General features: G+C 57.4%; 20 protein-coding genes and 2 other annotated features. Of the genes, 3 read left to right on the top strand and 17 right to left on the bottom strand.

All coding sequences use genetic code 11. The features are described from left to right. Window positions 1-32: 32 nt before the first annotated feature. The 16 genes from HY868_12490 to mtaB all read right to left on the bottom strand — a co-directional run bounded on the left by HY868_12490 (window position 33) and on the right by mtaB (window position 18,910). Window positions 33-1,952: a glycosyltransferase family 39 protein gene (locus HY868_12490; protein ID MBI5302947.1), complete on the bottom strand. Its 1,920-nt coding sequence runs from the start codon at window positions 1,950-1,952 to the stop codon at window positions 33-35. Further along, window positions 1,939-2,712: an enoyl-CoA hydratase/isomerase family protein gene (locus tag HY868_12485; protein ID MBI5302946.1), complete on the bottom strand. Its 774-nt coding sequence runs from the start codon at window positions 2,710-2,712 to the stop codon at window positions 1,939-1,941. Before HY868_12485 ends, HY868_12490 begins: the two co-directional genes overlap by 14 nt. Window positions 2,713-2,733: 21 nt before the next feature. Further along, window positions 2,734-2,829: a sequence feature (possible 16S ribosomal RNA but 16S or 23S rRNA prediction is too short), on the top strand. Further along, window positions 2,748-2,827, top strand: a sequence feature (possible 23S ribosomal RNA but 16S or 23S rRNA prediction is too short). It overlaps the preceding feature by 80 nt. Further along, the gene (gene lepA / locus HY868_12480) at window positions 2,825-4,630 is read right to left on the bottom strand and encodes an elongation factor 4 (GenBank protein ID MBI5302945.1); all 1,806 of its coding nucleotides are present in this window, start codon (window positions 4,628-4,630) and stop codon (window positions 2,825-2,827) included. It overlaps the preceding feature by 3 nt. A gap of 178 nt (window positions 4,631-4,808) precedes the next feature. Beyond that, on the bottom strand, window positions 4,809-5,363 hold the full coding sequence (locus tag HY868_12475) for an ECF transporter S component (GenBank protein ID MBI5302944.1): 555 nt from the start codon (window positions 5,361-5,363) through the stop codon (window positions 4,809-4,811). 174 nt (window positions 5,364-5,537) lie between these two features. Continuing rightward, the gene (locus tag HY868_12470; protein ID MBI5302943.1) at window positions 5,538-6,386 is read right to left on the bottom strand and encodes an energy-coupling factor transporter transmembrane protein EcfT; all 849 of its coding nucleotides are present in this window, start codon (window positions 6,384-6,386) and stop codon (window positions 5,538-5,540) included. Further along, window positions 6,361-8,142, bottom strand: coding sequence for an energy-coupling factor transporter ATPase (locus HY868_12465; protein ID MBI5302942.1), 1,782 nt, complete (start codon window positions 8,140-8,142; stop codon window positions 6,361-6,363). Before HY868_12465 ends, HY868_12470 begins: the two co-directional genes overlap by 26 nt. Window positions 8,143-8,286: 144 nt before the next feature. Next, window positions 8,287-8,967, bottom strand: coding sequence for a CBS domain-containing protein (locus tag HY868_12460; protein MBI5302941.1), 681 nt, complete (start codon window positions 8,965-8,967; stop codon window positions 8,287-8,289). A gap of 82 nt (window positions 8,968-9,049) precedes the next feature. Next, window positions 9,050-9,487: a MaoC family dehydratase gene (locus tag HY868_12455; protein MBI5302940.1), complete on the bottom strand. Its 438-nt coding sequence runs from the start codon at window positions 9,485-9,487 to the stop codon at window positions 9,050-9,052. A 65-nt stretch (window positions 9,488-9,552) separates the two neighbouring features. Next, a complete protein-coding gene (locus HY868_12450) occupies window positions 9,553-10,203 on the bottom strand; it encodes a hypothetical protein (protein ID MBI5302939.1) in 651 nt (216 codons plus the stop codon). Window positions 10,204-10,319: 116 nt separating this feature from the next. Then, complete coding sequence (locus HY868_12445) at window positions 10,320-11,123, bottom strand: ABC transporter ATP-binding protein (GenBank protein ID MBI5302938.1); 804 nt, start codon at window positions 11,121-11,123, stop codon at window positions 10,320-10,322. Between the two features lie 69 nt (window positions 11,124-11,192). Further along, the gene (locus tag HY868_12440) at window positions 11,193-12,473 is read right to left on the bottom strand and encodes an ABC transporter substrate-binding protein (protein MBI5302937.1); all 1,281 of its coding nucleotides are present in this window, start codon (window positions 12,471-12,473) and stop codon (window positions 11,193-11,195) included. Between the two features lie 93 nt (window positions 12,474-12,566). After that, the gene (locus HY868_12435; GenBank protein MBI5302936.1) at window positions 12,567-13,652 is read right to left on the bottom strand and encodes a branched-chain amino acid ABC transporter permease; all 1,086 of its coding nucleotides are present in this window, start codon (window positions 13,650-13,652) and stop codon (window positions 12,567-12,569) included. Between the two features lie 79 nt (window positions 13,653-13,731). After that, on the bottom strand, window positions 13,732-14,637 hold the full coding sequence (locus HY868_12430; GenBank protein MBI5302935.1) for a branched-chain amino acid ABC transporter permease: 906 nt from the start codon (window positions 14,635-14,637) through the stop codon (window positions 13,732-13,734). An 85-nt stretch (window positions 14,638-14,722) separates the two neighbouring features. Then, window positions 14,723-16,666 carry an AMP-binding protein gene (locus HY868_12425; protein MBI5302934.1) on the bottom strand — a complete coding sequence of 648 codons (1,944 nt, stop codon included), beginning with the start codon at window positions 16,664-16,666 and terminating at the stop codon, window positions 14,723-14,725. After that, window positions 16,650-17,474 (bottom strand): ABC transporter ATP-binding protein, encoded by an 825-nt coding sequence (locus HY868_12420; protein MBI5302933.1) that lies wholly within the window; start codon window positions 17,472-17,474, stop codon window positions 16,650-16,652. The genes HY868_12425 and HY868_12420 overlap by 17 nt, the downstream gene beginning before the upstream one ends. A gap of 71 nt (window positions 17,475-17,545) precedes the next feature. Next, on the bottom strand, window positions 17,546-18,910 hold the full coding sequence (mtaB, locus tag HY868_12415) for a tRNA (N(6)-L-threonylcarbamoyladenosine(37)-C(2))-methylthiotransferase MtaB (GenBank protein ID MBI5302932.1): 1,365 nt from the start codon (window positions 18,908-18,910) through the stop codon (window positions 17,546-17,548). Window positions 18,911-19,513: 603 nt separating this feature from the next. Here mtaB and HY868_12410 point away from each other — a divergent pair. From HY868_12410 to HY868_12400, 3 genes are all read left to right on the top strand, one after another. Beyond that, window positions 19,514-21,826: a GAF domain-containing protein gene (locus HY868_12410; GenBank protein MBI5302931.1), complete on the top strand. Its 2,313-nt coding sequence runs from the start codon at window positions 19,514-19,516 to the stop codon at window positions 21,824-21,826. Window positions 21,827-21,829: 3 nt separating this feature from the next. After that, window positions 21,830-22,999: an ArsA family ATPase gene (locus HY868_12405; GenBank protein MBI5302930.1), complete on the top strand. Its 1,170-nt coding sequence runs from the start codon at window positions 21,830-21,832 to the stop codon at window positions 22,997-22,999. Window positions 23,000-23,072: 73 nt separating this feature from the next. Then, window positions 23,073-23,480 carry a cupin domain-containing protein gene (locus HY868_12400; GenBank protein MBI5302929.1) on the top strand — a complete coding sequence of 136 codons (408 nt, stop codon included), beginning with the start codon at window positions 23,073-23,075 and terminating at the stop codon, window positions 23,478-23,480. 9 nt (window positions 23,481-23,489) lie between these two features. On the opposite strand, the gene HY868_12395 is transcribed toward HY868_12400, so the two are convergent. Then, window positions 23,490-24,017, bottom strand: a complete 528-nt coding sequence (locus HY868_12395) for a hypothetical protein (protein MBI5302928.1) — start codon at window positions 24,015-24,017, stop codon at window positions 23,490-23,492. Between the last annotated feature and the right edge of the window lie 9 nt (window positions 24,018-24,026).

Raw genomic sequence — 24,026 nt, 5'->3', positions numbered from 1 at the left:
CAGCGGGCAGCTTGCCCGCACCGCAGATCAAGTCACGGATTAGTCAACACGACACGTAATTGGTCCATCGAAAGCGCACGCGTTTTCTTGAAGACGATGGGAACGGGTTGATCGTACACCGTAAAACTTTCGTCGGCGAAGCCCCAGTTAAAGACGAAGGAATCAAACGTGAACGGTGGCTTGAGCGCAACGCGCGCAAATGGGTCCGCCCACAGCACTACTCCATCGAGCGTCGGCGCGTTGAGCGCGTGCATCACCGGCTCGAATCCCAGTTGACCATCGAACAACGCGCGATAATAGCGCGACGACATCGGATAGCGCGCCGCCAAACGTGGAATCGTCCCATAGAGTCGTTGGCTCGCCAGAATGATGTAATCGGACGATGCAAGCGCGTCTACCAGCGCGTCGCGTTTCGCTGGCGTGTCGTCGTCGAAAAATGGAAACAGCGTGATGCGATACTCGGTCGGCGAACGCGGCTCACCCAATCGCAATGAGACCGGCAACAACTCGTCCCAGTGTTCGACGATCACGCTCGACTCCGCCGGAATGTTCGCGTAAATCCATTTTGAGATCGCGATCCAGGGATGTTCGCGTGCATAGATCGAAACGAATGCCAACGAATAAACAAATGTCGCGCCGATAACGAGACTAAATGCAAAGCGCGCCAAGTATTGTTTATTGCGTGATGCGTGGCGCGTGATACGCGAAAATGCGACAGATGCCATCAAAAACAGGAACGGGGTGAGCGGGAGCAAGTAGCGCAGGTACTTGGCGTACTGCGCGCCCATCGCGAGAAAATAAAACAGCGCCCATGCAAGAATAAAACCATCACCCCACGCGCGAGTGCGAATCCACTGCCACACGAACAACGCGCTGCCAAGCCACGCGAAAATTCCGAGCGGCAAACCCATGCCCCAGATTGTACTCTGCGTGATGTGGTACAAAAATGGCGGCGTGTCGGCGTACTGCCGCGTGTACGGATAATCGAGCCAACCGCGCGCAACAAACCACTCGGTCCCAACTTGCCCGAAAAATCGAATCGGGTCGAGCAACGCGTACGGCTGGGTGACGAAAAACACAGCGAGCGCGATGGCGACGGTCCTGGCAAGTGTCGCGCGTGTCGCCCAGATTCGCGCCATCCACACGCGGATGACGCGGCGAGCACTCTGCACTTTCCGTTCCCTTACTTCCCTTATTTCCCTTTTTTCTCTTATTTCTTTTTTCCCTTTCACATGCACCACCGCCACCACCATCGGCACAATCAGCACGACCGCGCTTGTTTTCGTCGCGAGCGCGAGACCGTACAGAACGCTCATCGCAATCATAACGCGCCGCGCGCCGGTTTGCGCGAATCGCGCGGCGCAGTACATCGTCGCGACGACAAGCATCGTCAGCAACGTGTCCACGGCGTAAAAGTGCGCGAGCTGGATGTGCAACACCGTCACCGCGATGCACGCGGACGCGAGCAAGCCCACGCGCGCATCGTACAATCGCCGCGCGAGCAAAAACGTGAACCCAATCGTGCCGAGATCGAACAACGCGGAGAGCGTGCGTCCCAGCAGAGCCAGGTCAACGAGTGAATTATCGCGCCAGGGCACAAAAAAATTCGTGTGCGGCGCAAACATACTCAACGCGCGCAGAAGATAAATCGGAAAAGAACCGTAGGCAAAGAATTTCGGATTGAGCGAACTGTCAGTCGAAAACAACTGGAGTGGATTCGATGGCAACGCGAGATCGGAGGCGACGAGAATAATCTTGCGTTCGTCGGGGTGAAACAAATAGCCGCCGTCCCACGCGAGTCCATAGAAACGAAACGCGGCGGCGACGATGAGGACAACAATCAGTCCAATAAAATAAACCGCGGGGGAGAAATGGAGAGAGGGAGCAGGGGAGAAAATCTCCCGCTCTCCCTCTCTCCCCTGCTCCCGCATGATCGCTTCACGCTTGTCCATTCTCAATTAACTCGACATCTGGCTGCGAGAAATCCGCTGATTGCAGCAACTCGACGAATGCCGACGCTTCTGCTTCGATAGATTCATTCGCGGTCTGCGCGAACGATTGGTCAATCAATTTTTTCGCGGACGCGAGCGCGCGCGGCGGGTAGCTGATCATCCGCTGCGCCCAACTGCGCGCCAGTCCCATCACATCGCCCGGCTCGGCGATGCGATGCACCAAGCCCATGCGTTGCGCGTCAATCGCGGTGACGTTGCGCCCGCGCAGAATAATTTCTTTTGCCGCGCTCGCGCCGACGAGACGCGTCAAGCCGTGCGTGCCGCCCAATCCGAACGCGAGTCCCAGTTTCACTTCGGGAACGCTGAAATGCGCGTGCGTGGATGCGATGCGAAAATCGCACGCGAGCGCGAGCACCATGCCCGCGCCGGTCGCGGGACCATTGACTGCGGCAAGCGTGATCTGGGGAAGCGCCTCGAACGCGTCGAGCGTTGCGCGCCACGCGTGAAATTGTTCGCGCACTACGTCTGGCGATGACTCGCGCATCTGCGTGAGCATCCGCTCGTCCAAGCCAGACGAAAACACCTTGCCCGCGGCGGTCAAGATAATCGCGCGCGTGGTTTCATCGCCGCGCACTTGTTCAACGAACGCGCGCAGATCGTCCATCAATTCGCCGGTCACACTGTTGCGTTGGCTGGGACGATTGAGAAAGAGCGTTGTGATTGCGTCCGTTGTCTCGACGCGCAGAGTTTTGAAAGCCACATTGCACCTTGATGTTAGAAGTTGGAATTTAGAAATTGGAGGTTAGAAGTTAGATGTTAGATGCGATGCGTCAGAATCGAATTTCCAACCTCCAACATCTAACATCCAAACTCTAACTATCTTCGCCGAGTTTCAGGACTGCCATAAATGCTTCCTGCGGAATCTCAATCGTACCAAATCGCTTCATCCGTTTCTTGCCGGCTTTTTGTTTTTCGAGCAGTTTGCGTTTGCGCGTAATGTCGCCGCCGTAACACTTGGCTAACACATCCTTGCGAATCGCGCGGATCGTTTCGCGCGCGACGATGCGTCCGCCAATCGCGGCTTGAATCGGCACGGGGAACATTTGTTGCGGAATGACTTCTTTCAATTTTTTGGCGAGCGCCGCGCCGCGCGCGTACGCGTAATCCTTGTGCGCGATCATCGCGAGCGCGTCCACCGGCTCTTCGTTGACGAGCACGTTCAACTTGACCAGCTCACTCGTCCGATAATTGCCGAACGCGTAATCGAGTGACGCGTACCCGCGCGTGCGCGATTTGAGTTGATCGTAAAAATCAATGATGAGCTCCGAGAGCGGCATCATGTACGCGAGCATCACGCGTTGCTCGTCGAGATATTCCATCTTGTCGAACGTGCCGCGCCGCGCGACGACCAAATCCATCACTGCGCCGATGTATTCTTTCGGCGTGAATACTTGGATGTGCATCCACGGCTCTTCGATCTCGGAAATCTCGTCGCCGCTCGGCATCTCCGCCGGATTGTCCACCGTGATCAAATCGCCGTTCGTCTTGAGCACGCGATACTCGACACTCGGCGCGGTCGCGATGAGATCGAGATCGTACTCGCGTTCCAATCGTTCTTGCACGATTTCGAGATGGAGTAAGCCAAGAAAGCCGCAACGAAATCCAAAGCCGAGCGCGGCGGAAGTTTCGGGAATGTACGTCAGCGACGCGTCATTCAGTTTGAGTTTGTCGAGCGCGTCGCGCAAGAGGGGATAATCGTTCGTTTCGGTCGGATAAAAACCGGCGAACACCATCGGCTTGGCGGGACGAAAACCTGGGACAGGTTCGCTCGCCGGATTGACGACATGCGTGATCGTATCGCCGACCTGAATATCGCGCACGCTCTTCAGCCCGGTCGCCACGTAGCCGACTTCGCCCGCGCTCAATATTTCGCCGGCGATCATCTTGGGGCGAAACACGCCGACTTCGAGCGCGTCAATTTCCAAGCCCGACGACATCAATTTGATTTTTTCGTTCTTGGGTAACTCACCGTCCACGACGCGCACGTATGCGACGACACCTTTGTAGGAATCGTACTTGGAATCGAAGATGAGCGCGCGCAGCGGCAGAGCCGTATTCGCTTGCGGCGGCGGAATGCGCGCGACGATTTCTTCGAGGATCGCGGGAACGCCGGTGCCGTCCTTTGCGGATGCGCGAATGATTTGTTCGTTCGGCACATTGAGCAAGCGTTCGAGTTCGTGCGCGGTGTCATCGGGGCGCGCGGAAGGCAAATCAATCTTGTTGATGACCGGCACAATTGTGAGGTTGTGTTCGAGCGCGAGGTACAGGTTCGCGAGCGTTTGCGCTTCGACACCCTGGGTCACGTCCACGACAAGAATCGCGCCCTCGCACGCGGCGAGCGCGCGCGACACTTCGTACGTGAAATCCACGTGACCGGGTGTGTCAATCAAATTGAGTTCGTACTCGTTGCCATCGCGTGCGTGGTACAACATACGCACGGCTTTGGCTTTGATCGTGATACCCTTTTCGCGCTCCAAGTCCATCTGGTCCATCACCTGCTCGACCATTTCACGCTTTTGGAGTGTGCCGGTCATTTCGAGCAAGCGGTCGGTCAGCGTGGACTTGCCGTGGTCAATGTGCGCGATAATACAGAGATTGCGAATGCGTTCTTGATTCATTGCCGCGCATTATACCACCGGCTTACACATCGCGCCAATTCCTAGACCCGAAGAGCGAAGCAAGCCCCCACCCTACCCTCCCCCGCTTTCGCAGGGGAGGGAACTTGCTCCCTCTCCTGTTCGGCGTAGTTTGCTGAACGGGGAAAGACTGGCGTGGGGATTTGTTTCGGGTCTACAACTAAACTTTGCGCGAACCGCCCGCGCCGGAATCAATCGCTTTCCACGCGGTCACGACGGCGACTGTGATGACCGCCGCGAGAATCGCTTCCACAATCGCCTGCGGAATAATCGCAGGCATCGCCGTCCACGGAATCAATCCGAACCAACCGGCGAGACCCAGCACGAACGCGGTGTTCGTTAACGAACCGAACACGCCGGCAACTGTTAGCGCGACAGACTGATTCTTTTTCGCGATGAGCGCGTAGAGATAGTACGCAACGATGCCGATCAGCAAACGCGGCACGACGGCGACGATCGGATTCTTGAACACGGGTGTGGTCGCTTGAAGAAAACTAAAGATACCAAAGATGCCGCCGATCAACACGCCGACGACCGGACCTTCCAACACCGCGCCGATGATGACCGGCACGTGCATGATCGTCGCGCGCCCGGACAAATTCGGCACGGGGATGAAACCGAGCTGGGTCAGCCCCAGCAAGATCGCAATCGCGGAAAGCACACCGGCGACGACGATGCGACGAATGGATAAAACGGGTTGCGCTGAAGTTTGCATTTGCATTTCTCCCTTCAAACTAGACGGCGAACGAACGACCGCTGTCCTTGATCGTACTGTCATTTCGAGTGGCGATTTTTGCCACGAGAAATCTCGCGAGGTTGTCACCGCGATTTCTCACTCCGCTACGCCTCGTTCGAAATGACAATCCCACAACATTTTTCTGGTCGCGCGCTAGAACGCGAACGGGAAAACGAGCAGCAGTATCGAAAAAGCAATCGTGACTAGGAGCGAGATGAAATCAGAACGCGTCGCGTGAAACGCGATGAGATGCGTGCGCCCTTTGCCGCCGACGTACCCGCGCGCCTCCATCGCGAGCGCGAGGTCTTCGGCGCGGCGCAACGCGCTGAGAAACAGCGGCACGACGAGCGGCAACAAGTACCGCATCTGTTGCGCGAATTGCCAACGACTCGCTTCGCCTAAATCCGCGCCGCGCGAGACCTGCGCCTTGACGATGCGCTCCAACTCTTCGGCGAACGTCGGCACGAAACGCAGCGCAATCGTCAGCGTAAGCGCGATTTCGTGCGCGGGAAAATTCACGCGTTGCAATGGACTGAGCAAGCGTTCAGTACCGAGTGTGAGTTGCGCCGTCGTCGTGCTGAACGTCAACAAACTTGTGAGGATCAGCAATTCGACAAAACGCGCGGCTGAGACCATCGCGAGTTGGACGCCGCACGTATTGCTGACGATAACACCCCATTCGAAAAACACAACGCAATCATCGCGTCCGGCGAATCCAGGTGTGTAGAGTAGAATCTGGAGCGCGCCGAGAAACAACACAATCGGAATCGCGGGTACGAGTCCGCCGAGTGCGTACCGCATCGGAATTTTGCTCAACGCGATGAGCGCGAACGCGACGACGAGCAACACTGCGTTACCTAGGTACGTCCCCGTGAACGTCACTGCGCCGACGATGAGCGCAAAGCAAATCAGTTTGACGCGCGGATCGAGGTGATGGACGAACGAACCAGTCGGCAAGTATTGACCGATGGTGATGTTACGCAGAATGTCCCAGTTTTCCACCCAGCACCTTGTTCACTTCTGCTTCCGCTTCGTCGAGCGTCAACACATCGTCGCGCACCGGCAAGCCCGCCTCGCGCAACGCGCGCATCACAGCGGTAACTTGCGGTACACCCAGACCCAGCTCGCCCAGGCGCTTTGCTTGCGCGAAAATTTCGCGCGGCGCGCCGATCATCTCCACGCGCCCATCGGCGATGACGACCACGCGATCACACAAACGCGCAATATCCTCCATGTTGTGCGATACGATCACGAGCGTCGTGTCCCACTCGCGGCGCAACGCCATCAAGCGCGCGAGAATGTCCTGGTGTCCGCGCGGATCCAATCCCGCCGTCGGCTCGTCGAGCACGAGAATTTCCGGCTTCATCGCGAGCACACCCGCGAGCGCGACGCGTCGCCGCTCGCCGCCGCTCAACGAATAGAGCGGGCGGTCTTTGAACGCGTCGAAATCCAAACCGACCACAGCCATCGCCTCGCGCACGCGCGCGCGTAGCGCCTCGCCGCGCATGCCCATCTGCCAGGGCGCAAATGCGACATCGTCGCCGACGAATCGCTCGAACAACTGCGCTTCGGGAAATTGAAATACGAGACCGACGCGTCGCCGCAACGCGCGCCAATCCACGTGCGCCGCGCGTAAATCGTTGCCGAGCACGACCACATCGCCCACTTGCGGACGCAATAGCCCATTGAAATGTTGAATCAACGTGGACTTGCCCGACCCAGTTTGCCCGATGATGCCGGTCACGTGTTCGCGCGCGAGATCGAGCGTCACACCGCGCAACGCGAGCGATTCGAGCGGCGTGCCGCGCAAGTAGGTGTGTGCGAGATCGCGAACTGCGATGATGTTGTCACGCACCGGGGGGCGGGGGAGCAGGGGAGCAGGGACGAACCGATCGCTCCCCTGCCCCTCTGCCCCCTTGCCCCTCTGCTGAATCACTGCCTCCACAAATTCTTTTACCGCGAGCGCGTCGCCCGGAAAATCCGGATGCGCGCGCCGTACTCGCCACGCAAGTTGCGCGATTTCCGGCGCGTCGAGTTGCCATGCGCGCAAACGTTCGATCTGCGAAAAAACCTCGCGCGGCGTACCTTGCAACGCGATGTGACCTTCGTTCAACACGATCACGCGATCCGCAAAAGCGGCTTCGTGCATCAAGTGCGTAATCGCAATGATCGTCACGCCGGCATCGTGCAATTGCCGCATCACGCGCAACACTTCGGCGCGTCCACGCGGATCGAGCAACGCGGTGGATTCGTCGAGCACCAACACTTCGGGTTGCAACGCGAGCACGCCGGCAATCGCGACGCGCTGTTTTTGTCCGCCGGACAACAAGTGCGGTGCGCGATGACGATACGCCTGCATCTCGACCGTCGCGAGCGCGGTTTCGACGCGCGTGCGAATTTCCTCGCGCGGTATGCCGAAATTCTCCGGACCGAACGCGACGTCTTCCTCGACCATCGTCGCGACGATTTGGTTATCGGGCGACTGGAACACCATGCCAACCGTCGCGCGAATCGCGCGGCGATGCGCGACCTCGCGCGTGTTCCACGCTTTGACCCAAACCTCGCCCTGGGTCGGCAACAACAATCCGTTGAGATGCTTGGCAAGCGTGGACTTGCCCGAGCCATTGTGTCCGACAATCGCGACGTACTCACCGCGCGCAATCGTCAAATCAATACCGCGCAATGCAGGGATAGCACGGGGCGTTCCCGCAAAAAATGTGTGGTGCAAACTTTCAATGCGAAGGATAGCGTCGTTCATCAGACAGCCGATTGTAGCACAAACCATGCGCGTCGTAAACGCACTTGAAAAAACGCAAAGGGCACGGATGCCCTTCGCGTTCAATTTTTACATCACCCAGGAGAAACCAAGTTTCTTGAAGAAACCTGGTTTCTGCAAACTCGGTCATCGCGATGAGATCAATGTGGGCTGGTACTCTTTGTCAATCTCGCGCACATCCACCATTTGCGCGCCGGTTTTTTCCAACACACCGCTGATCGCGTCTTTGGGAATGCCTTGCACTTTGAACGTCACTTCGACCTGTTTACCATCGCCGCTAATGAACTGGGCAAAACTGATAAAGTTGCCGCCCATGTCGGCGATCCGGTTCGTAATCTTGGCAAGTTCGCCTTTCACGTCGGGCACGCGAATCGTCACGCGCAATCCTTTGGCGCGCCCGCCCAACGCCTCTGCCATCGTCTTGAACACGTCCGTTTCGGTGACGATGCCGACGACTTGCTTGCCGCGCACGATGGGCAGACTGCCGATCTTGTGGTCCACCATGATACGCGCGGCTTCTTCCAGCGGACAATCCTCGCCGACGGTGATGACGCGTTTGGTCATCACATCTTTCACCGTCAATTTGGAAAGCAAATAATGCACCTCGAATACGCTCAACGAGGTCGCGGGCGAGGGTGATGCGTAAAGCAAATCTTTTTCGACGACGATGCCAACCAGATCGCCATTCTTATCCACCACCGGCAGACGACGAATTTTCTTTTCGCGCAATAATTGGAGCGCATCTTCAAAGGACGTTTCGGGGTGAACCGTCACCGGGTTCGCCGTCATTCTTTCACGTACCAGCATAGACACCTCCGCTATGAGTCTAAAGTTTGGGCACTCTTCGCCTCACGCGTAGTATACTGCAAACGCGGTGGGAATGCAAAAGTTATTCGCTGGCACGGCGCAAACGGTCGCGCCAACGCATCGGATACCCGCGCGCTTCGCCGCGCACCACGAGTTCGCCGCGCTGATTAACGCCGCGCATCTCGAATCGCGCCCAACCACGTGTTGCATCCGCCTCGACGACGGTGCACGTCGCGGTTACCGTATCGCCGATGTACACCGGCGCGAGAAATTCAAACGACGCGTGCGACGCCAGGACTGCTGCGAGTCCGCCAATGTGTGTCAGCATACTGCCGATTAATAATCCTGGGACGATGCGCTTGCCGACGCGATGCGTTTTGCAAAACTCATCGTCCGTGTGAAATGGATTCACATCCCAGGACAACCCGACGAATTGCGTCACTTCGCTCTCAGTGAATGTACGCGAGAACTCGGCTTGCTCGCCGACGACAAATTGCTCGAGCGCGCGTTGAGGAGACATGGCATCACACGAAGGGGCGCGGAATGCGTGCGATGAAACGTTGAGCGAATGCCGCGCCCCTGCCATCATTTGTTGGGAAACTTGCCGTCGAACGTGATGACTTTTTTCCCGGCGCTCGTGACAAAATCGGCGGTGCCGCCGGTTGCCTTGATGACGAATTTGAAATCGCCGATGTTCGCCCACCAATCTTTGACGAGCGTCGCGCCGGATAACTTGAGCGCACCCAGGCGTTGCCCGCTCGTCACCGCGAGGTTGCCGGGCACGACCGCAGAATCGAGCACGACGACAACACGCATTTGATTCGTCGTCTTGGCGGGAATCGTCTGTCGTTCCGGCGCGATCGGACGCGCGAGTGAAAAGTACTCGCCGGGCTGGGAGGGTGCGGCTTCAAACTCGACCGAGTACTGCATTTGCTCGAGCGTGACCGCCGCGTCATTCGGATTGTTGATTTCCCAGATGAACGCGATCACGAGCGGGACACTGATCGCGCCGGGAAACGGTACGAACTGCGCGGCAGGCGTCCCCGCCGGCGGCGGGGTGGGCGTCGGTACCGCGGCGGGCCAGCCCGCCCACGGCGCGGCAAAGTACCCTTGCACTTGAACCTGGGTCAACGTCAAAGTCGGATTCTTGAACTCGGCGGGCGCGGGTGCGGGCGCACTACACGCGCTCGCGATCAGCACAACGAGCAAAAACACAAACAGCGATAATCGCTTCATAGGTGCTCCCCCTAGGGAAATTTACGATTTATGATTTGCGATTTATGATTTACACTTTTCGCGCGCATCGTGAATTGCCAGATCATAAATCAGAAATCAGAAATCCTAAATTCGAATTACGTTAGCCAGCGTTTGCGGCGTTTGTAATGTTTAATCTCGCGGAAATTTTTGCGCGTGCCCAGGTCGGTAAGACCCAGATAGAATTCCTTGATGTCGGGGTTGTCGCGCAATGTATCCGCCGCGCCATCCATCACAATGCGACCACCCTCCAGCACATAACCATAGCCGGCAACCGTCAGCGCAAGTTTGACATTCTGCTCGACGAGCAGGATTGGCAGGCGCTCGTCCTGGTTCAGCCGCGTGATGATCGTAAAAATCTCTTTGATCAGTAGCGGCGCAAGCCCCATCGAAGGTTCGTCGAGCAACATCAGTTTGGGATTCGTCATCAACGCGCGTCCCATTACCAACATCTGTTGCTCGCCGCCGCTGCAAAACCCCGCCGTGCGCGTGCGAATTTCTTGAAGGCGTGGAAAATACGCGTACACTTTTTCCAGTCCGCCGCGCAACTTGGCGCTACTCAGGTGTGCGCCGACCTTGATGTTTTCCTCGACGGTCAAGTGCTCGAACACGCGGCGTCCCTCGATCACTTGAATGATGCCCGTCCGCGAGATTTCCTCGGCGGATTTGCGATCAATGCGCGCGCCCAGGAATTCGATCGAGCCGTCGGTCACGCGTCCGTTCTCGTGCTTGAGCAAACCGGAGATCGCTTTGAGTGTGGTGCTTTTGCCCGCGCCGTTCGCGCCGAGCAGGGCAACGATGCCGCCGCTCGGCACGCTCAGCGAGACGCCTTTGAGCACGAGAATGACCTCGTGGTACATCACCTCAATGTTGTTGAGGTTGAGAATGTTGCCGTTATCCATAGCAGTCGTCAGTCGTCAGTCGCCAGTCGCCAATAGGATGTCGGTCTACTGACGACTGTCTTCTGGCGACTAGTACCCAACCCACTTGGGCCACTCGTTCGCATACTTGGCTTTCAGATCAATCTGTTTGAGCAGGTTGAACTTGCCGCCCTTGATTTGATAGACGCGCACCTGGCTCGTCGGGCGATGGTCAGTCGCGGTCCACGTTAGCGGCGTGACGCCCAAGCCGACTTCGAAATCTTTCAGTTGTTCGAACGCGGTGCGAATCCCTTCGCCGCTGAGTTTGCCGGCTTTGTCCGCGCGCGTCATCGCCTCGCGCAAGACGAGCGTATTCGCCCACGCCTTGACGGTGTGAATCAAGCGCGTGTCTTGCGGCGTGCTGGGATTGTATTTTTTCGCGGACTCGATGACGACATCCATCCCCTTGACGTTCTCGCCATAGAACGCGGCAACGCCAATGCCCATCACATTTTCGGCGGCATCGCCCGCGAGGCGCGGCAAATTCTCGTCGTACCCGTACGTGTTGACCAGGTGATCCGCGCCCAACCCCAACGCTTTCGCGTCTTTCAACGCGGTCGCCACCGAGTTGGTCGTGTTGCCGTGCCACACGACGTGCGGTTTGAAATCTTTTGCCGCGAGCACTTGCGACTTTGTATCGAGCGCGGTCAGCGCGACATCTTGATCGGATCCGACTTCAAAGCCGAGCAGCGCGGCTTGCTCCTTCATCGCCTTGATCGGCGCGCTGGAGTACGGCGACGATTTTTGATAGAACATGACGACGCGCGGCTTGGAGGATTGCTCGGCGGCAAAGCGCGGATCTTTTTTCCACACTTCTTCGTACCACACTGTCAACGCGGCGCGCGCCGATGTCGAATAGTCCGGCGCGGCGAACAAGTTGTACGGCGTCTTGGCGGGGTCGGTCAACTCGCCCGCATACGACGCGGAGACGTACGGCATCTTGTCCTGATTGATGGTCGGCGAAAGCGCGGACGTGTCGCCCGTACCCCAACCCAGCACCGCGATCACTTTGTCGAAATCGCGAAATCGTTTGTACGTCGTTTGCGCTTCAGGCACGCGATAGCCATAATCGTACTGGAACAACTTGATGGTCTTGCCGTTGATGCCGCCATTGTCGTTGATCCATTTGACCGCCTCTTGCACGCCGAGCGCGTAATCCTTGCCCACGTCCGAGGTCGCGCCGGTTAGATCGTTCAACGAGCCGACGCTGATTTCACCCTTGCTCGCGACAGCAGTCGGTTGCCCGGCTGGCGCGCCGCCGCCGCCACACGCGACGACAAGGATCGCCACGAGGACGAACATCATCACGACCGATAGTTTGCGGAAATCCATACTCCTCCTCCCAAAATACGACGCCGACGCCTGCCCTGAGCGCAGTCGAAGGGGCAGACCGCCGACCGCCGCAATTTCGACCATTCCAAATCGCTAGTACGAAAAGGGCCACAGATGAATGTAATCTTTGAGACGCGACCAACGATACGCCAATCCTTTTGGTTCGAGCAAGAGAAATACGACGATGGACAAACCGAATACCATATCCTTGACGTACGAGGTCTTGAGCGCGAGGTCGGGCAGAATAATTTTGAGCGCAGGTTGAACGAGTTCGGCGATCATCGTCAAATAAATCGCGCCGTAGATCGTGCCATAGTTACTGCCGATGCCGCCGATGAGCACAACACCCACGAGCCACAATGATTCGCCGAAACTAAATTGCTCGGGGCTGACCGTGAACGACACGGCATTCGCGTACGAACCCGCGAGACCCGCCAGCGCGCCGGCGACAAAAAACGCGAGGAGTTTGTAGCGCACGACATTCACGCCCAGCACTTCGGCGGCAATGTCATTGTCGCGAATCGCAATCCACGCGCGCCCGATGCGCGTCCGCATCAAGTTGCCGACGAACACGATACCCAGGATGACGAGCACGAGCATCAGATAGTACTGTTCCAGATCGGTACGAATATCCCAGAGCCCGAAGCGAATCGTGCCGGGCGGCAGCGAGAACGACACGCCGCGATCGCCGACGCGGCTAATATAGTGCGTGATGATGAAATCTACGGTGATGAACTGCGCCGCCATCGTCGTCATAATCAGGTAAAACCCCTTGACGCGCGCCGACGGCAGACCGAACAACATACTCCACAAACCGGCGACAATCATCGCGACGATCATGCTGATTGGATACGACAGACCTAGGTCTTTGAGAATTGGAAATGTCTGATTGACATTCAGAGTAAAGATGGCAGAGGTGTACGCGCCAATCGCGACAAACGCCATGTGACCCAGTGTCACTTGTCCGGCAAAGCCAATCAGCAACTGGACGCCAAGCGCGGACAGAATCGTATACCCGATGCGATTCGCCACCGACAACTCGTACCCGCCGACCAGCGATGGAAACACCGCGAACAAAATCACGAACAACGCCAGCATCCGGAACCAGACAAAGCGCGTCTGCCACCACGCGTGGTCTTGCGTGTAATTTTCGTGATACACCCCGGAAGGAAGTCGCATTGCGGACACTTTGACTCCAGTCAAATTCCCGCATTTCCGTTCAAGAAGGGAAATGAAGAAAATAAGGGAACTGAGGGAACTAGACGCGTTCGATCCTCTGCCATCCAAACAACCCGTACGGCTTGAACAACAACGCAATCGTCATCACGATGAACGGAAATACATCTTTCGCGCCGCCGGGAATCAGATTGATGCCGGCAATCGTGAGGTTGTCGAGATAGCCGCCGGCAAAATTCTGCAAAAGTCCCACGATCAATCCACCCGCAATCGCGCCGGGCACCGAGTTGAGTCCACCCATCACAACCGCCGGCAGAACGAGCAGACCCAGGTATCCGACCGACACGTTCACGCCGTTGATGTTGCCGAGCAACGCGCCGCCGACACCCGCCGACATGAACGCGATTGCCCACGCGAGTGCGTACACGAATTTCGCGCTGATGCCAATCGAGAGCGCCGCCATTTCGTCGTCGGCGGTTGCTTGCATCGCCAAGCCCCAACGCGTGTACTTGAAGAACGCGACAAAAACGACGAGCAAAACGAGCGCGGCGACGAAACTCCAAATGTACACCTGTCCAATCACCACGCCGCCCACGCGCACTGGCTCGTCGGGAAAAACGGCGGGCTTGAAGACCAAGGTGTCCGTTCCGAAAATAAGACCAAGCAAGCCACGCATAAAGAATGACAAGCCCACCGTCACCATTATCACCGTCAACACCGATTCGCCGATGAGCGGGCGCAGAAACGCGCGCTCGACGACGAGACCCAGGATCAAGCCGACGACGAGCGTGAGAAACAACGCGAGCGGGAACGGCAAGCCCCACTGATAAAACGCCAGCGACACGTACGCGCCGACGAGCGTTAGTTCACCCATCGCGAGATTGAGCACACCGGACGATTTATAGATCAGCGTCCAGCCCAACGCAACGAGAGCATAGATGCTGCCGACCATTAATCCCGTGATGACCAATTGTAGAAAAACTTCCATCGCGTCCCCGTATAGCGAATGGCAGATGGCAAATGGCTAATTGCCATCCGCCATTCGCTATTCGCTATTTGCCATTCGCCATTCGCTACCCGCCACTCTCCACCACTTTCAAATCCGTCTTGATACGCGCGACGCGCCCATCCTCGTAATTGATCGCCGTGTCAATGTGAATCACGTCCACGCCACCAAACAGTCCATCCACAATCAACTTGTATCGTTCTTCGAGAAAGCCGCGCCGCAGTTTTTTCGTGCGCGTTAGTTCGTCGTCGTCCGCATCGAATTCCTTGAACAGGTTGACAAAGCGTTTGATGCGCGCGGGTTCCGGCAAACTCTTGTTCACTTGCTCGACCGATCTCTCCACGATTTCCAACACGCGCGGCTCTTGCGACAATTCGGTGTAACTGGTGTACGCGATGCCCTTGCTCTCCGCCCAACGTCCGGTCACCGCGTAATCAATGCAGATCACCGCGGCGACGAACGGTCGCTCGTGCCCAATGATCCACGCGTCCTTGATGTACGGGCTGAACTTGAGTCTACTCTCGGCAAAGACCGGCGAGAATTTGCGCTTGTCGCTCAAAATCATAATGTCTTTCGAGCGGTCGAAGAAAACCAGATGCCCATTGTCGTCAATGAATCCATTGTCGCCGGAGTGCAGCCAGCCATCCTGTAACGTCTTGACCGTTGCCTCGTCATTTTTGTAATAGCCCTTGAACACCGCCGGGCTACGCGCGAGAATTTCGCCGTCCTCCGCGATTTTGATTTCGGTTTCCGGAATCGGCTTGCCGACCGTATCGAGTTTCACATCGTCGGTGCGATGCAACACCGAAATGCCGGCAATTTCGGTTTGTCCGTAAATCTGTTTGAGGTTCACACCAATCGCGTGAAAGAAACGAAAGTGATCGGGACCGATTGCCGAGCCGCCGGTGTACGCGTTCCGCATTCGCGACAAGCCCATGTGATCGCGTAACGCGCGATGCACGAGTTTATCCGCAACGAACGCCTGCGCCTTGAGCGGTAACGCAAGCGGTTTCTTATCGAACTTGCCATCGGCGACGGCGTAACCGACGTTCAAACTCCACTCGTACAACTTGCGCTTCATCCACGACGAGTCAGAGTACTTGACTTGCAAATTGCGCACCATCTGCTCGTACAGGCGCGACGACGAAAACATCATCTGCGGACCGATCTCGCGCAAGTCTTCCATCGCGGTTTCCGGCTCTTCCGGAAAATTGAGCGTAAAGCCGGCTTGGATGCCACACGAGATGGACATCATTTGCTCGCCGATCCACGCAAAGGGCAAGAACGAAACGAAATCGTCGTTCTCGAACGCGGGGTCAACCTGCATCAAGTTCTGTCCCATCTTGAGCATGTTGTAATGCGTGAGGAGCGCGCCTTTCGGCGCGGAGGTCGTACCCGAGGTGTAGAACAAGAGCGCAATATCGTCGCCATTGCCACGCTTGACCAATTCGTCAAAGCGATGCGGGTCTTGCTCATCCAACTTACGCCCGCGCTCCATCAAGCGGTCGAGACTCGTGAGCATCGGATCGTCATAGCGGCGCATTCCCTTCGGGTCGTCCCAGACAATGTGTTCAAGTTTGGGGCACTTGTCACGCAGACCCAGCCCCTTGTCTACCTCTTCTTGACCTTCGCCGATCAGAATTTTCGCGTCCGAGTGGTCTACGATGTACTGCACTTCGTCAAGCAACGAATCCTGATAGATCCATACCGCCGCGCCGCCCGCGCACAGCGCCGCCATCTCCGCCCACAATCCCTCCGGGCGATTATCGCCGATGAGCACAACCTTGTCACCGCGTTTCAATCCCAGGTCGGCAAGCCCAAGCGCGATGAGTTTTACCTTGGCGAGGTACTGCTTCCACGTGATCGGTCGCCACAAACCGTACTCTTTTTCGCGCATCGCGACCTTGGCGTCGCCGTACTTGGACGCGGCTTGCACGAACACTTTGGGAATCGTCAAGTCCGGCGTGATCGTGAGGACCGGCGCGCGTGATGGGTTACCGCCGCGTGACATACAACTCCTCTTTTTCGCCGAGATACGCGCGGTGCACGCGTTCGTCGAGCTGAATTTCCTCCGGCGTCGCCTCCGCGATCTTCTCGCCAAAGTTCAACACCGCGACGTGATGTGAAATATCCATCACGACGCCCATATCATGCTCGACGAGAATGCACGTCACCTTCCACTTTTTTTCTTCGTTGACGTCGAGGATAAAGCGCGCCATGTCCTCGACCTCTTCGAGGTTCAAGCCCGCCATCGGCTCGTCGAGAATGAGCAACCTGGGTTGCAGCGCGAGCGCGCGCGCGAGTTCGACGCGTTTCTGCAAACCATACGGCAACATGCCGACAACCTTGTTGCGAATGTGTTCGATTTCGAGCAGGTCAATGATCTCGCGTTCGATAAATTCGCGGCTCGCGATTTCTTCGCGCGCGGCGCGCCCGAGGTACACGCCAGCTTCAAGCAACCCGGCGTGCAAATGCAAATGCCGTCCCAGACGGATATTGTCGAGGACGGTCATGCCGCGAAAGAGTTCGATTTTCTGAAACGTGCGGGAGATGCCAAGACGCGCGCGCTGATATGCGCGCAGGGAGGTAATATCCTTGCCTTCAAAGAGGATTTTGCCGCGCTGGGGACGATACAAGCCGCTGATGCAATTGAGCATCACGGTTTTGCCGGCGCCGTTCGGTCCGATGATCGAAAAAATTTCCCCTTGGCGGACCCGAAAACTGACGCCGCGAAGCGCGAAAACACCACCGAACGCCATGTGGACGTTCTCGACCTTTAACTGGACTGCATCGTCTAGTTCCGGCATCTGCCTCCTCATCGAGCAAGACTGCTTAACCGGCGTAGTGAATCCTCAACCATTGAGGATGAATTAGGCGGGTGCGTGTGAGTTTATTCTATGCGATTGTGGGTGATTTGGGGAGACCCAATCGGAGAATCTTTAGGTGCTTTCGTATCAGAAATGAAGATACCTTGAACGTGGTCATCCATGATGGAGGTGAGTTGAACGGAAACGATTCGATTGGCAAGATCGGCATCACTCGGCGCGAGCACGCGAATATAGTTGTCCGTGTACCCAGACCATTGTCCACCGTCCACCGACTCCCACAACACCGGCATCACGCGCCCGACGAATCGCCCGGCGAACGCGCACGCGCTGGCGTCGCCCACCGTTTGCATTTGCCGGACTCGCGATTGCTTGGCTGCGTCCGCGACTTGGTGCGACATCGTCGCGGCGGGCGTACCCTCGCGCATTGAATACGGAAAGACGTGGACGCGCGAGAACTGCATTTGTTCGACGAACTTGAGCGATTCGTCGAATTCGGCGTCGCTTTCGCCGGGAAAACCGACGATCACATCCGTCGTGATGCCAACTTCTGGAATTTTCGCGCGCGCGATTTCAACGGCACGCGCGAATTGCGCGGTCGTGTACGGGCGCCGCATCGCGCGCAAAATCGCATCGCTCCCGCTTTGGAGCGATAGATGCAAATGCCGGCACACCCGCGCATCGCGCCACGCATCGAGCAACGCGTCGTCCAAATCCCAGGGTGCGATGCTCGTGAGGCGCAAGCGCGGCACATTCGTTTCGTCCAGAATCGCGGCGACAAGATCGCGCAACGCAAATTGGAAATTTGCGCTACGATAGGTGGAAATCTGCACGCCGGTCAAAATGATTTCCTGATAACCTGCGCGCACAAGCGATTGCACTTCAGCGACAATTTCATCGCGCGCGCGACTGCGTTCCTTGCCGCGCGCGAGCGGGATGATGCAGTACGTGCAACTCATGTTGCAACCATCTTGAATTTTTACAAAGGCACGCGTTCTCAATTGCGAATTGCGAGTTGCGAACACCTGCCCTGGCGGGCGGTGCCAGGGTTGCGAATTTGGATCCTCGGACTGGGCGCAATGTGCAATTCCTAATTCGGAATTCGCAATTCGCGAGACGAGGTTGTCCTTGTCCGCGTTCGGCACGACAAGCGCGACGTTGGGCAATGCTTGCGCTTCATCAGGCGACACATCGGCGTAACAACCGGTCAGCACGATGCGCGCGTGCGGATTCGCGCGCGCCATTTGCCGCGCCAGTTGTCGCGATTTGCGCGCGGCGACGTGCGTGATCGCGCACGTGTTGACCACGCACAAGTCCGCATCGCGCGCGTCGTCTACGATCTCGTATCCGTCCGCGCCAAATCGGCGCGCCCACGCTTCCAATTCGCTTTCGTTTAATTTACAGCCGAGCGTGCTCAGATAAACTTTCATGGGGCGATAGAATAGCCGTTTTCGAGACGACTGTCAACCGGGCGACTCGGCGGGGCGCGGTTTTTCAAAAGTCATTTGCAGACCCATCCCCCTGCCCCCTTCCCTTATAGGGAAGGGGGTTGGGGGTTAGGTTGGCAAGTGAGTCAAGCGACTTTTGAAAAGCCGTGCTCGGCGGGGCGTCCGTTAAAATTTTGGAACACTCAACCTTGCGAAGATTTTGACGACAAATCAAATATGATTGCCGTTCGCCCTTCGCAAGGTTTTTTTACCACCCAAAAACTTGACGCACACCCGACTCGGCGGGGCACGGTTTTTCAAAAGTCATTTGCAGACCCATCCCCCTGCCCCCTTCCCTTATAGGGAAGGGGGTTGGGGGTTAGGTTGGCAAGTGAGTCAAGCGACTTTTGAAAAGCTGTGCTCGGCGGGGTGTCCGTCAAAATTTTGGAACACTCAACCTTGCGAAGATTTTGACGACAAATCAAATATGATTGCCGTTCGCCCTTCGCAAGGTTTTTTTACCACCCAAAAACTTGACGCACACCCGACTCGGCGCTAACAAAATTCGTCACTGCCAATTTTTTGTGATATAATCCGCGCACGTCTATGAATAAATCACGCCCGCGCCTATCCTTGCTCGCGCAATTCAGTCTGCTCAGTTTCATCACGCTCATCGTCATCGCGGTCACTCTCGGCTATCTCCTCCAGCAAAAAATCACCGAGAGCGAGTTGGAACAAGAAGCCGCCAACGCGATTGAGCAAGCGCAGTGGATTATTGCGCCCAAGCTCACCGCCGCCGATCTGGACGGGCTTGCCCCAACCCAGTTGGAACTGCTCAACGCCGAAATTCGGGATCACGTCATCAACCGCCGCATCTTTCGCGTCAAAATTTGGAACACGCAGGGCAAACTAATTTATTCGGACGAGCGCGAGTTGATCGGACAAATGTTTCCGCCGTCCGACGAATTACGGCAAGCGTTCGCCGGAAATACGGCGATGCGCGTGTCGTCGCTCGACCGACCGGAGAATATCGCCGAGCGCGCGCACGTCGCGCGCGCGTTTGAAATCTACGCGCCGATCATTCCACGCGATCGCGCGGCGACCGTGGGCGCGTACGAAATTTACGCGCGGCTCGACGCGGCGCAAGCGCGCATCGCCACCATCGAACAAACGCTCTTCGCCGGTCTAGCGTTGGGATTCCTTGCCTTGTACATCGCGCTATTCGCAATCGTGCGCGGCGCATCGCGCGAACTGATCCGCCACCAAACCGATAACGAACAACTGTACGCGCTAGAGCAACGCCGCGCGCGCGATTTCCAAACCATCAACGATGTGGGACGCCAACTGACGGCGATTCTCGCCCCCACTGAACTGACCGCCCAAGTTTTGCGCGCCATCACCGAGCGATTCGGCTACGACCGCGCCGCGCTCTACATGGTTCACGATCACCAAATCACGGCGACGATCCTGCGCGGCTATCCGACCGCCGTCGCCGAGCACACCCGCCGCGCGCCGCGACAATCCTTGACCACGCATCCGCTCATCGCGCAAGCGATTGCCGCGCGTAAAACGATCGTGATTGCGGACGTGCGAATTGATTCGCGCGGCGCACAGCACTCCGCCGATGACCCGACGCTGTCCCAGGTTGCTTTACCGCTCAACACCCAGGGCAAATTGCTCGGCGCGCTCGTCATCTCCAGTTATCGCGCGAACGCGTTCGAGCAAAGCGACGTGCTGTTGCTCGAATCGCTCGCGGCGCAAATCGCGATCGCGCTCGACAACGCGCAAATGCACGAGGCGACGCAACAACGCCTGCGGCAACTCCGCGCGCTGCGCACGATTGACCAAACGATCAGCGCGACGCTCGAACTCGCGCGGACGCTCGACGTTTTGCTCGACCAAGCCCTCGCGCACGTCGGTCCGCGCGACGCGGCGGGCTGGGTCGCGCTCCGCGATGCCGACGACCCGACGCAGTTGCGCGTGGAAGCCGCCAAGAATCTGAGCGCGGAACTCGCGCAGACCTTGTCCCAACAAATCCACGCCAGTATTCTCGCGCGCGTGATGGAAGACGGCATTCCGCGTGTCGTCGCCGATATGGCGCACGATGCGCGCACGCGCGGATGTGTCGCCGGCGCGCAAGAAAATCTGCGCGCGCTCGTCGCCGCGCCGATGCGAGTTGCCGGCGAACAAATAGGCGCGCTCGTGGTGTGCGCGCGCCAACCCTACTCGCCGAACGACGAGGAACTCAATTTCTTCGTCACCCTGGGCGGGCAAGCCGCGCTGGTGGTGCAGAATACGCGTCGGTACGAAGACGCGCAACGCCAAGCCGCGTCGCTCGCCGATCTGGCGCGCCAACTCGAAGAAAGTTACACCGCCACGCTCACCGCCATGTCCACCGCGCTCGACGTGCGCGATCACGAGACGGAGGGACACGCGCAACGCGTGGCGGAACTCGCGTGTTGGCTCGCCCGCGCCAGCGGAATGACCGACGAACACGAATTGCGCGCGATTCATTACGGCGCGCTCTTGCACGACATCGGCAAAATCCAAATCAGCGACGCGGTGCTCGGCAAACCCGAAACCCTTTCCGACGCCGAACGGATCGAAATACGCCGGCACGCGGAAATCGGCGCGACGATTTTGCGCGGCATTCCATTCTTGCGTAACGCGCTGCCGGTCGTCGCTTCGCATCACGAACGCTGGAACGGCGCTGGCTATCCCGAAGGACTTGCCGGCAAAGCGATTCCGCTCGTCGCGCGCATCTTTGCGATCATTGACGTGTACGACGCGCTGATGTCCGCGCGACCGTACCGCGAGGCGTGGAGCGAAGAACAGGCGCGCGAGTTTGTGCGCGCGCACAGCGGCACGTGGTTCGATCCGCGGCTCGTCCAAATTTTTCTAGAGATGTTGAAAGCGTAAACCATGCGAATTCTACTTTACACTGGCAAAGGCGGCGTCGGCAAAACGAGCATCGCCGCGGCAACCGCGCTGCGCTGCGCCGACCTGGGTTATCGCACCATCGTCATCAGCACCGACGCGGCGCACTCACTGGCGGACTCATTCGATCTTCACATCGGCAACGAGCCGATGGACATTGCGCCGCATTTACAGGGACAAGAGATTGACGTGTTGCATCAGATGCGCCGCTATTGGGGCACAGTGCAAGAGTGGGTCACGTCCGTGCTCTCCTGGCGCGGCATTGACGAACTGATCGCGGACGAGGCGAGCGTTTTGCCGGGCATGGACGAACTCGCGAGTCTGTTGCAGATCGTCTATCTGTACGACAGCAAGCAGTACGATGTCATCATCGTGGACTGCGCGCCGACCGGCGAAACGTTGCGCTTGCTCTCGCTCCCCGAAGTCGCGCGGTGGTACCTCTCGCACATTTTTCCAATCGAACGCCAAGCCGTTAAACTCGCGGGACCACTGCTCAAGAGTCTCACCGATTTGCCGATTCCCGACGAAAAAGTCTTCGACTCGATCAAGGATTTGATTTTGCAGTTGGATCGCATGCACCAACTCCTCGCCGAACCGAATCAATCGTCCGTGCGTCTCGTGCTCAATCCGGAAAAAATGGTGATCAAGGAAGCGCAGCGCACGTTCACGTACTTGAACTTGTACGGCTATTCCACCGACCTCATCATATCGAATCGCATCATTCCGGCGAGTGTCGGCGACGGTTATTTCGCGGCGTGGAAAAATTCACAGACGCGGTACGGGCAACTCGTCGAGGACGCGTTCTCGCCTGTGCCGATTTTCCAAGTGCCATTGATGGATCAAGAAGTGGTCGGCGTCGAAATGCTCCGCAAAATGGCGGACGCGATTTATCGCGAGCAAGACCCGACGCGTGTGTTTTACGCCGAACAATCCCAGGTCATCGAGAAGCAGGGCAACGCGTACGTGTTGAAACTGCATCTGCCGTTTATCGGCAAAGAGGATGTGAACTTGTCGCGCAACGGCGACGAACTCGCGATCAGCATCGGCAATTTCCGGCGCAACGTGATTCTGCCGCGTTCGCTCGCCGCGCTCACCGTGCAGAAAGCGAAATTCGAAGGCGCGCGGTTGGCAATCACATTTGGCGCGGCGAGTTAGGATAAAAACCTTGCGAAGGTTCTTTACCCTTCGCAAGGATGGGCAACCATCGCGTCAGAAAGGAACATTGCGAATGACGAACTCTGCATCCGACGAGATTATCGTCGTGCGACCGGATACCACAACGATGACACGACAACGTTTGCCGTACTTTGTCGGCGTGTCGAGCGCGACCACCGGCGCGACCGGGATTTCGATGAACCTGGTCGTGATTCCACCGGGCGGCGCGGCGCAACCGCATTTGCATCGCGGGTACGAGACCGCCATCTACATTCTCAAGGGGCGCGTCGAAACGCGGTACGGCGCGGGGTTGAAAAAAAGAATCGTCAACGAGGCGGGGGATTTTTTGTTTATCCCGGCGGATGTGCCGCATCAGCCGGTCAACTTGAGCCAGACCGAGGTCGCGCAAGCGATTGTCGCGCGTAACGATCCGAACGAGCAAGAGAACGTCGTCGTGTACGCTCCAAATAAAGCGACCTGACCGAGGCGGTCAGGTCCCAACCGGTTCCATCTTGGCAATGTAGCGAATCAAATTCGCGTTCACCATAATCGCGTCTTGTTGAATCACGTACTTTTCGTTGGCAAATAATGTTACCACGGCTTTGGTAAGCGGCAAGAAACTGTTGGCGGCATCTAAAAAAACGCGGCGCAGGTCTAAATCTGCCTGCGTGTGCAAAATGCCGCGCACTTCGAGCCGATCCATCAAGATGAAAACTTCGTGCTCTTGTTTCTTGACATAGCCGTAAAAGCGATGCGCTTGCGGAATGGATTTTTGCGGCGGCTCGAATGCAATCATCGCCCACGTTTTCGGAATGACTGCCGCAGGATGTGCTTGCAAAATTTTACCGGGGTCTTGCAATCGCGCGACTTCGGCTTTACGCAAACTGATCACGCTCTCGCGTCGGTCGTTCAAGTAATCCGACAGGCGTTGATTCTTGAACAACAGATCACCGGACACGTAATGCGTGCTCGTCAAAATCACCACGCGATAAGCAACCGCCGGTTCAACTGAAGACATGGAAACTCC

Source organism: Chloroflexota bacterium, from assembly GCA_016219275.1.
Taxonomy (GTDB): domain Bacteria; phylum Chloroflexota; class Anaerolineae; order UBA4142; family UBA4142; genus JACRBM01.
Note: the sequence above shows the minus strand (reverse complement) of the source record. Positions and strands in the feature narration are given on the sequence as shown.

Bases quoted from the DNA above. Each gene is read 5' to 3' on its own strand.
- HY868_12455 (MBI5302940.1), bottom strand. From the start codon at position 9,487: ATGTCTCCTCAACGCGCGCTCGAGCAATTTGTCGTCGGCGAGCAAGCC.
- HY868_12405 (MBI5302930.1), top strand. From the start codon at position 21,830: ATGCGAATTCTACTTTACACTGGCAAAGGCGGCGTCGGCAAAACGAGC.
- HY868_12400 (MBI5302929.1), top strand. From the start codon at position 23,073: ATGACGAACTCTGCATCCGACGAGATTATCGTCGTGCGACCGGATACC.
- HY868_12440 (MBI5302937.1), bottom strand. From the start codon at position 12,473: ATGGATTTCCGCAAACTATCGGTCGTGATGATGTTCGTCCTCGTGGCG.
- HY868_12420 (MBI5302933.1), bottom strand. From the start codon at position 17,474: ATGAGGAGGCAGATGCCGGAACTAGACGATGCAGTCCAGTTAAAGGTC.
- HY868_12430 (MBI5302935.1), bottom strand. From the start codon at position 14,637: ATGGAAGTTTTTCTACAATTGGTCATCACGGGATTAATGGTCGGCAGC.
- HY868_12460 (MBI5302941.1), bottom strand. From the start codon at position 8,967: ATGCTGGTACGTGAAAGAATGACGGCGAACCCGGTGACGGTTCACCCC.
- HY868_12410 (MBI5302931.1), top strand. From the start codon at position 19,514: ATGAATAAATCACGCCCGCGCCTATCCTTGCTCGCGCAATTCAGTCTG.
- HY868_12490 (MBI5302947.1), bottom strand. From the start codon at position 1,952: ATGGACAAGCGTGAAGCGATCATGCGGGAGCAGGGGAGAGAGGGAGAG.
- HY868_12425 (MBI5302934.1), bottom strand. From the start codon at position 16,666: ATGTCACGCGGCGGTAACCCATCACGCGCGCCGGTCCTCACGATCACG.
- HY868_12475 (MBI5302944.1), bottom strand. From the start codon at position 5,363: ATGCAAACTTCAGCGCAACCCGTTTTATCCATTCGTCGCATCGTCGTC.
- HY868_12450 (MBI5302939.1), bottom strand. From the start codon at position 10,203: ATGAAGCGATTATCGCTGTTTGTGTTTTTGCTCGTTGTGCTGATCGCG.
- HY868_12465 (MBI5302942.1), bottom strand. From the start codon at position 8,142: ATGAACGACGCTATCCTTCGCATTGAAAGTTTGCACCACACATTTTTT.
- HY868_12445 (MBI5302938.1), bottom strand. From the start codon at position 11,123: ATGGATAACGGCAACATTCTCAACCTCAACAACATTGAGGTGATGTAC.
- HY868_12435 (MBI5302936.1), bottom strand. From the start codon at position 13,652: ATGCGACTTCCTTCCGGGGTGTATCACGAAAATTACACGCAAGACCAC.
- lepA (MBI5302945.1), bottom strand. From the start codon at position 4,630: ATGAATCAAGAACGCATTCGCAATCTCTGTATTATCGCGCACATTGAC.
- mtaB (MBI5302932.1), bottom strand. From the start codon at position 18,910: ATGAAAGTTTATCTGAGCACGCTCGGCTGTAAATTAAACGAAAGCGAA.
- HY868_12395 (MBI5302928.1), bottom strand. From the start codon at position 24,017: ATGTCTTCAGTTGAACCGGCGGTTGCTTATCGCGTGGTGATTTTGACG.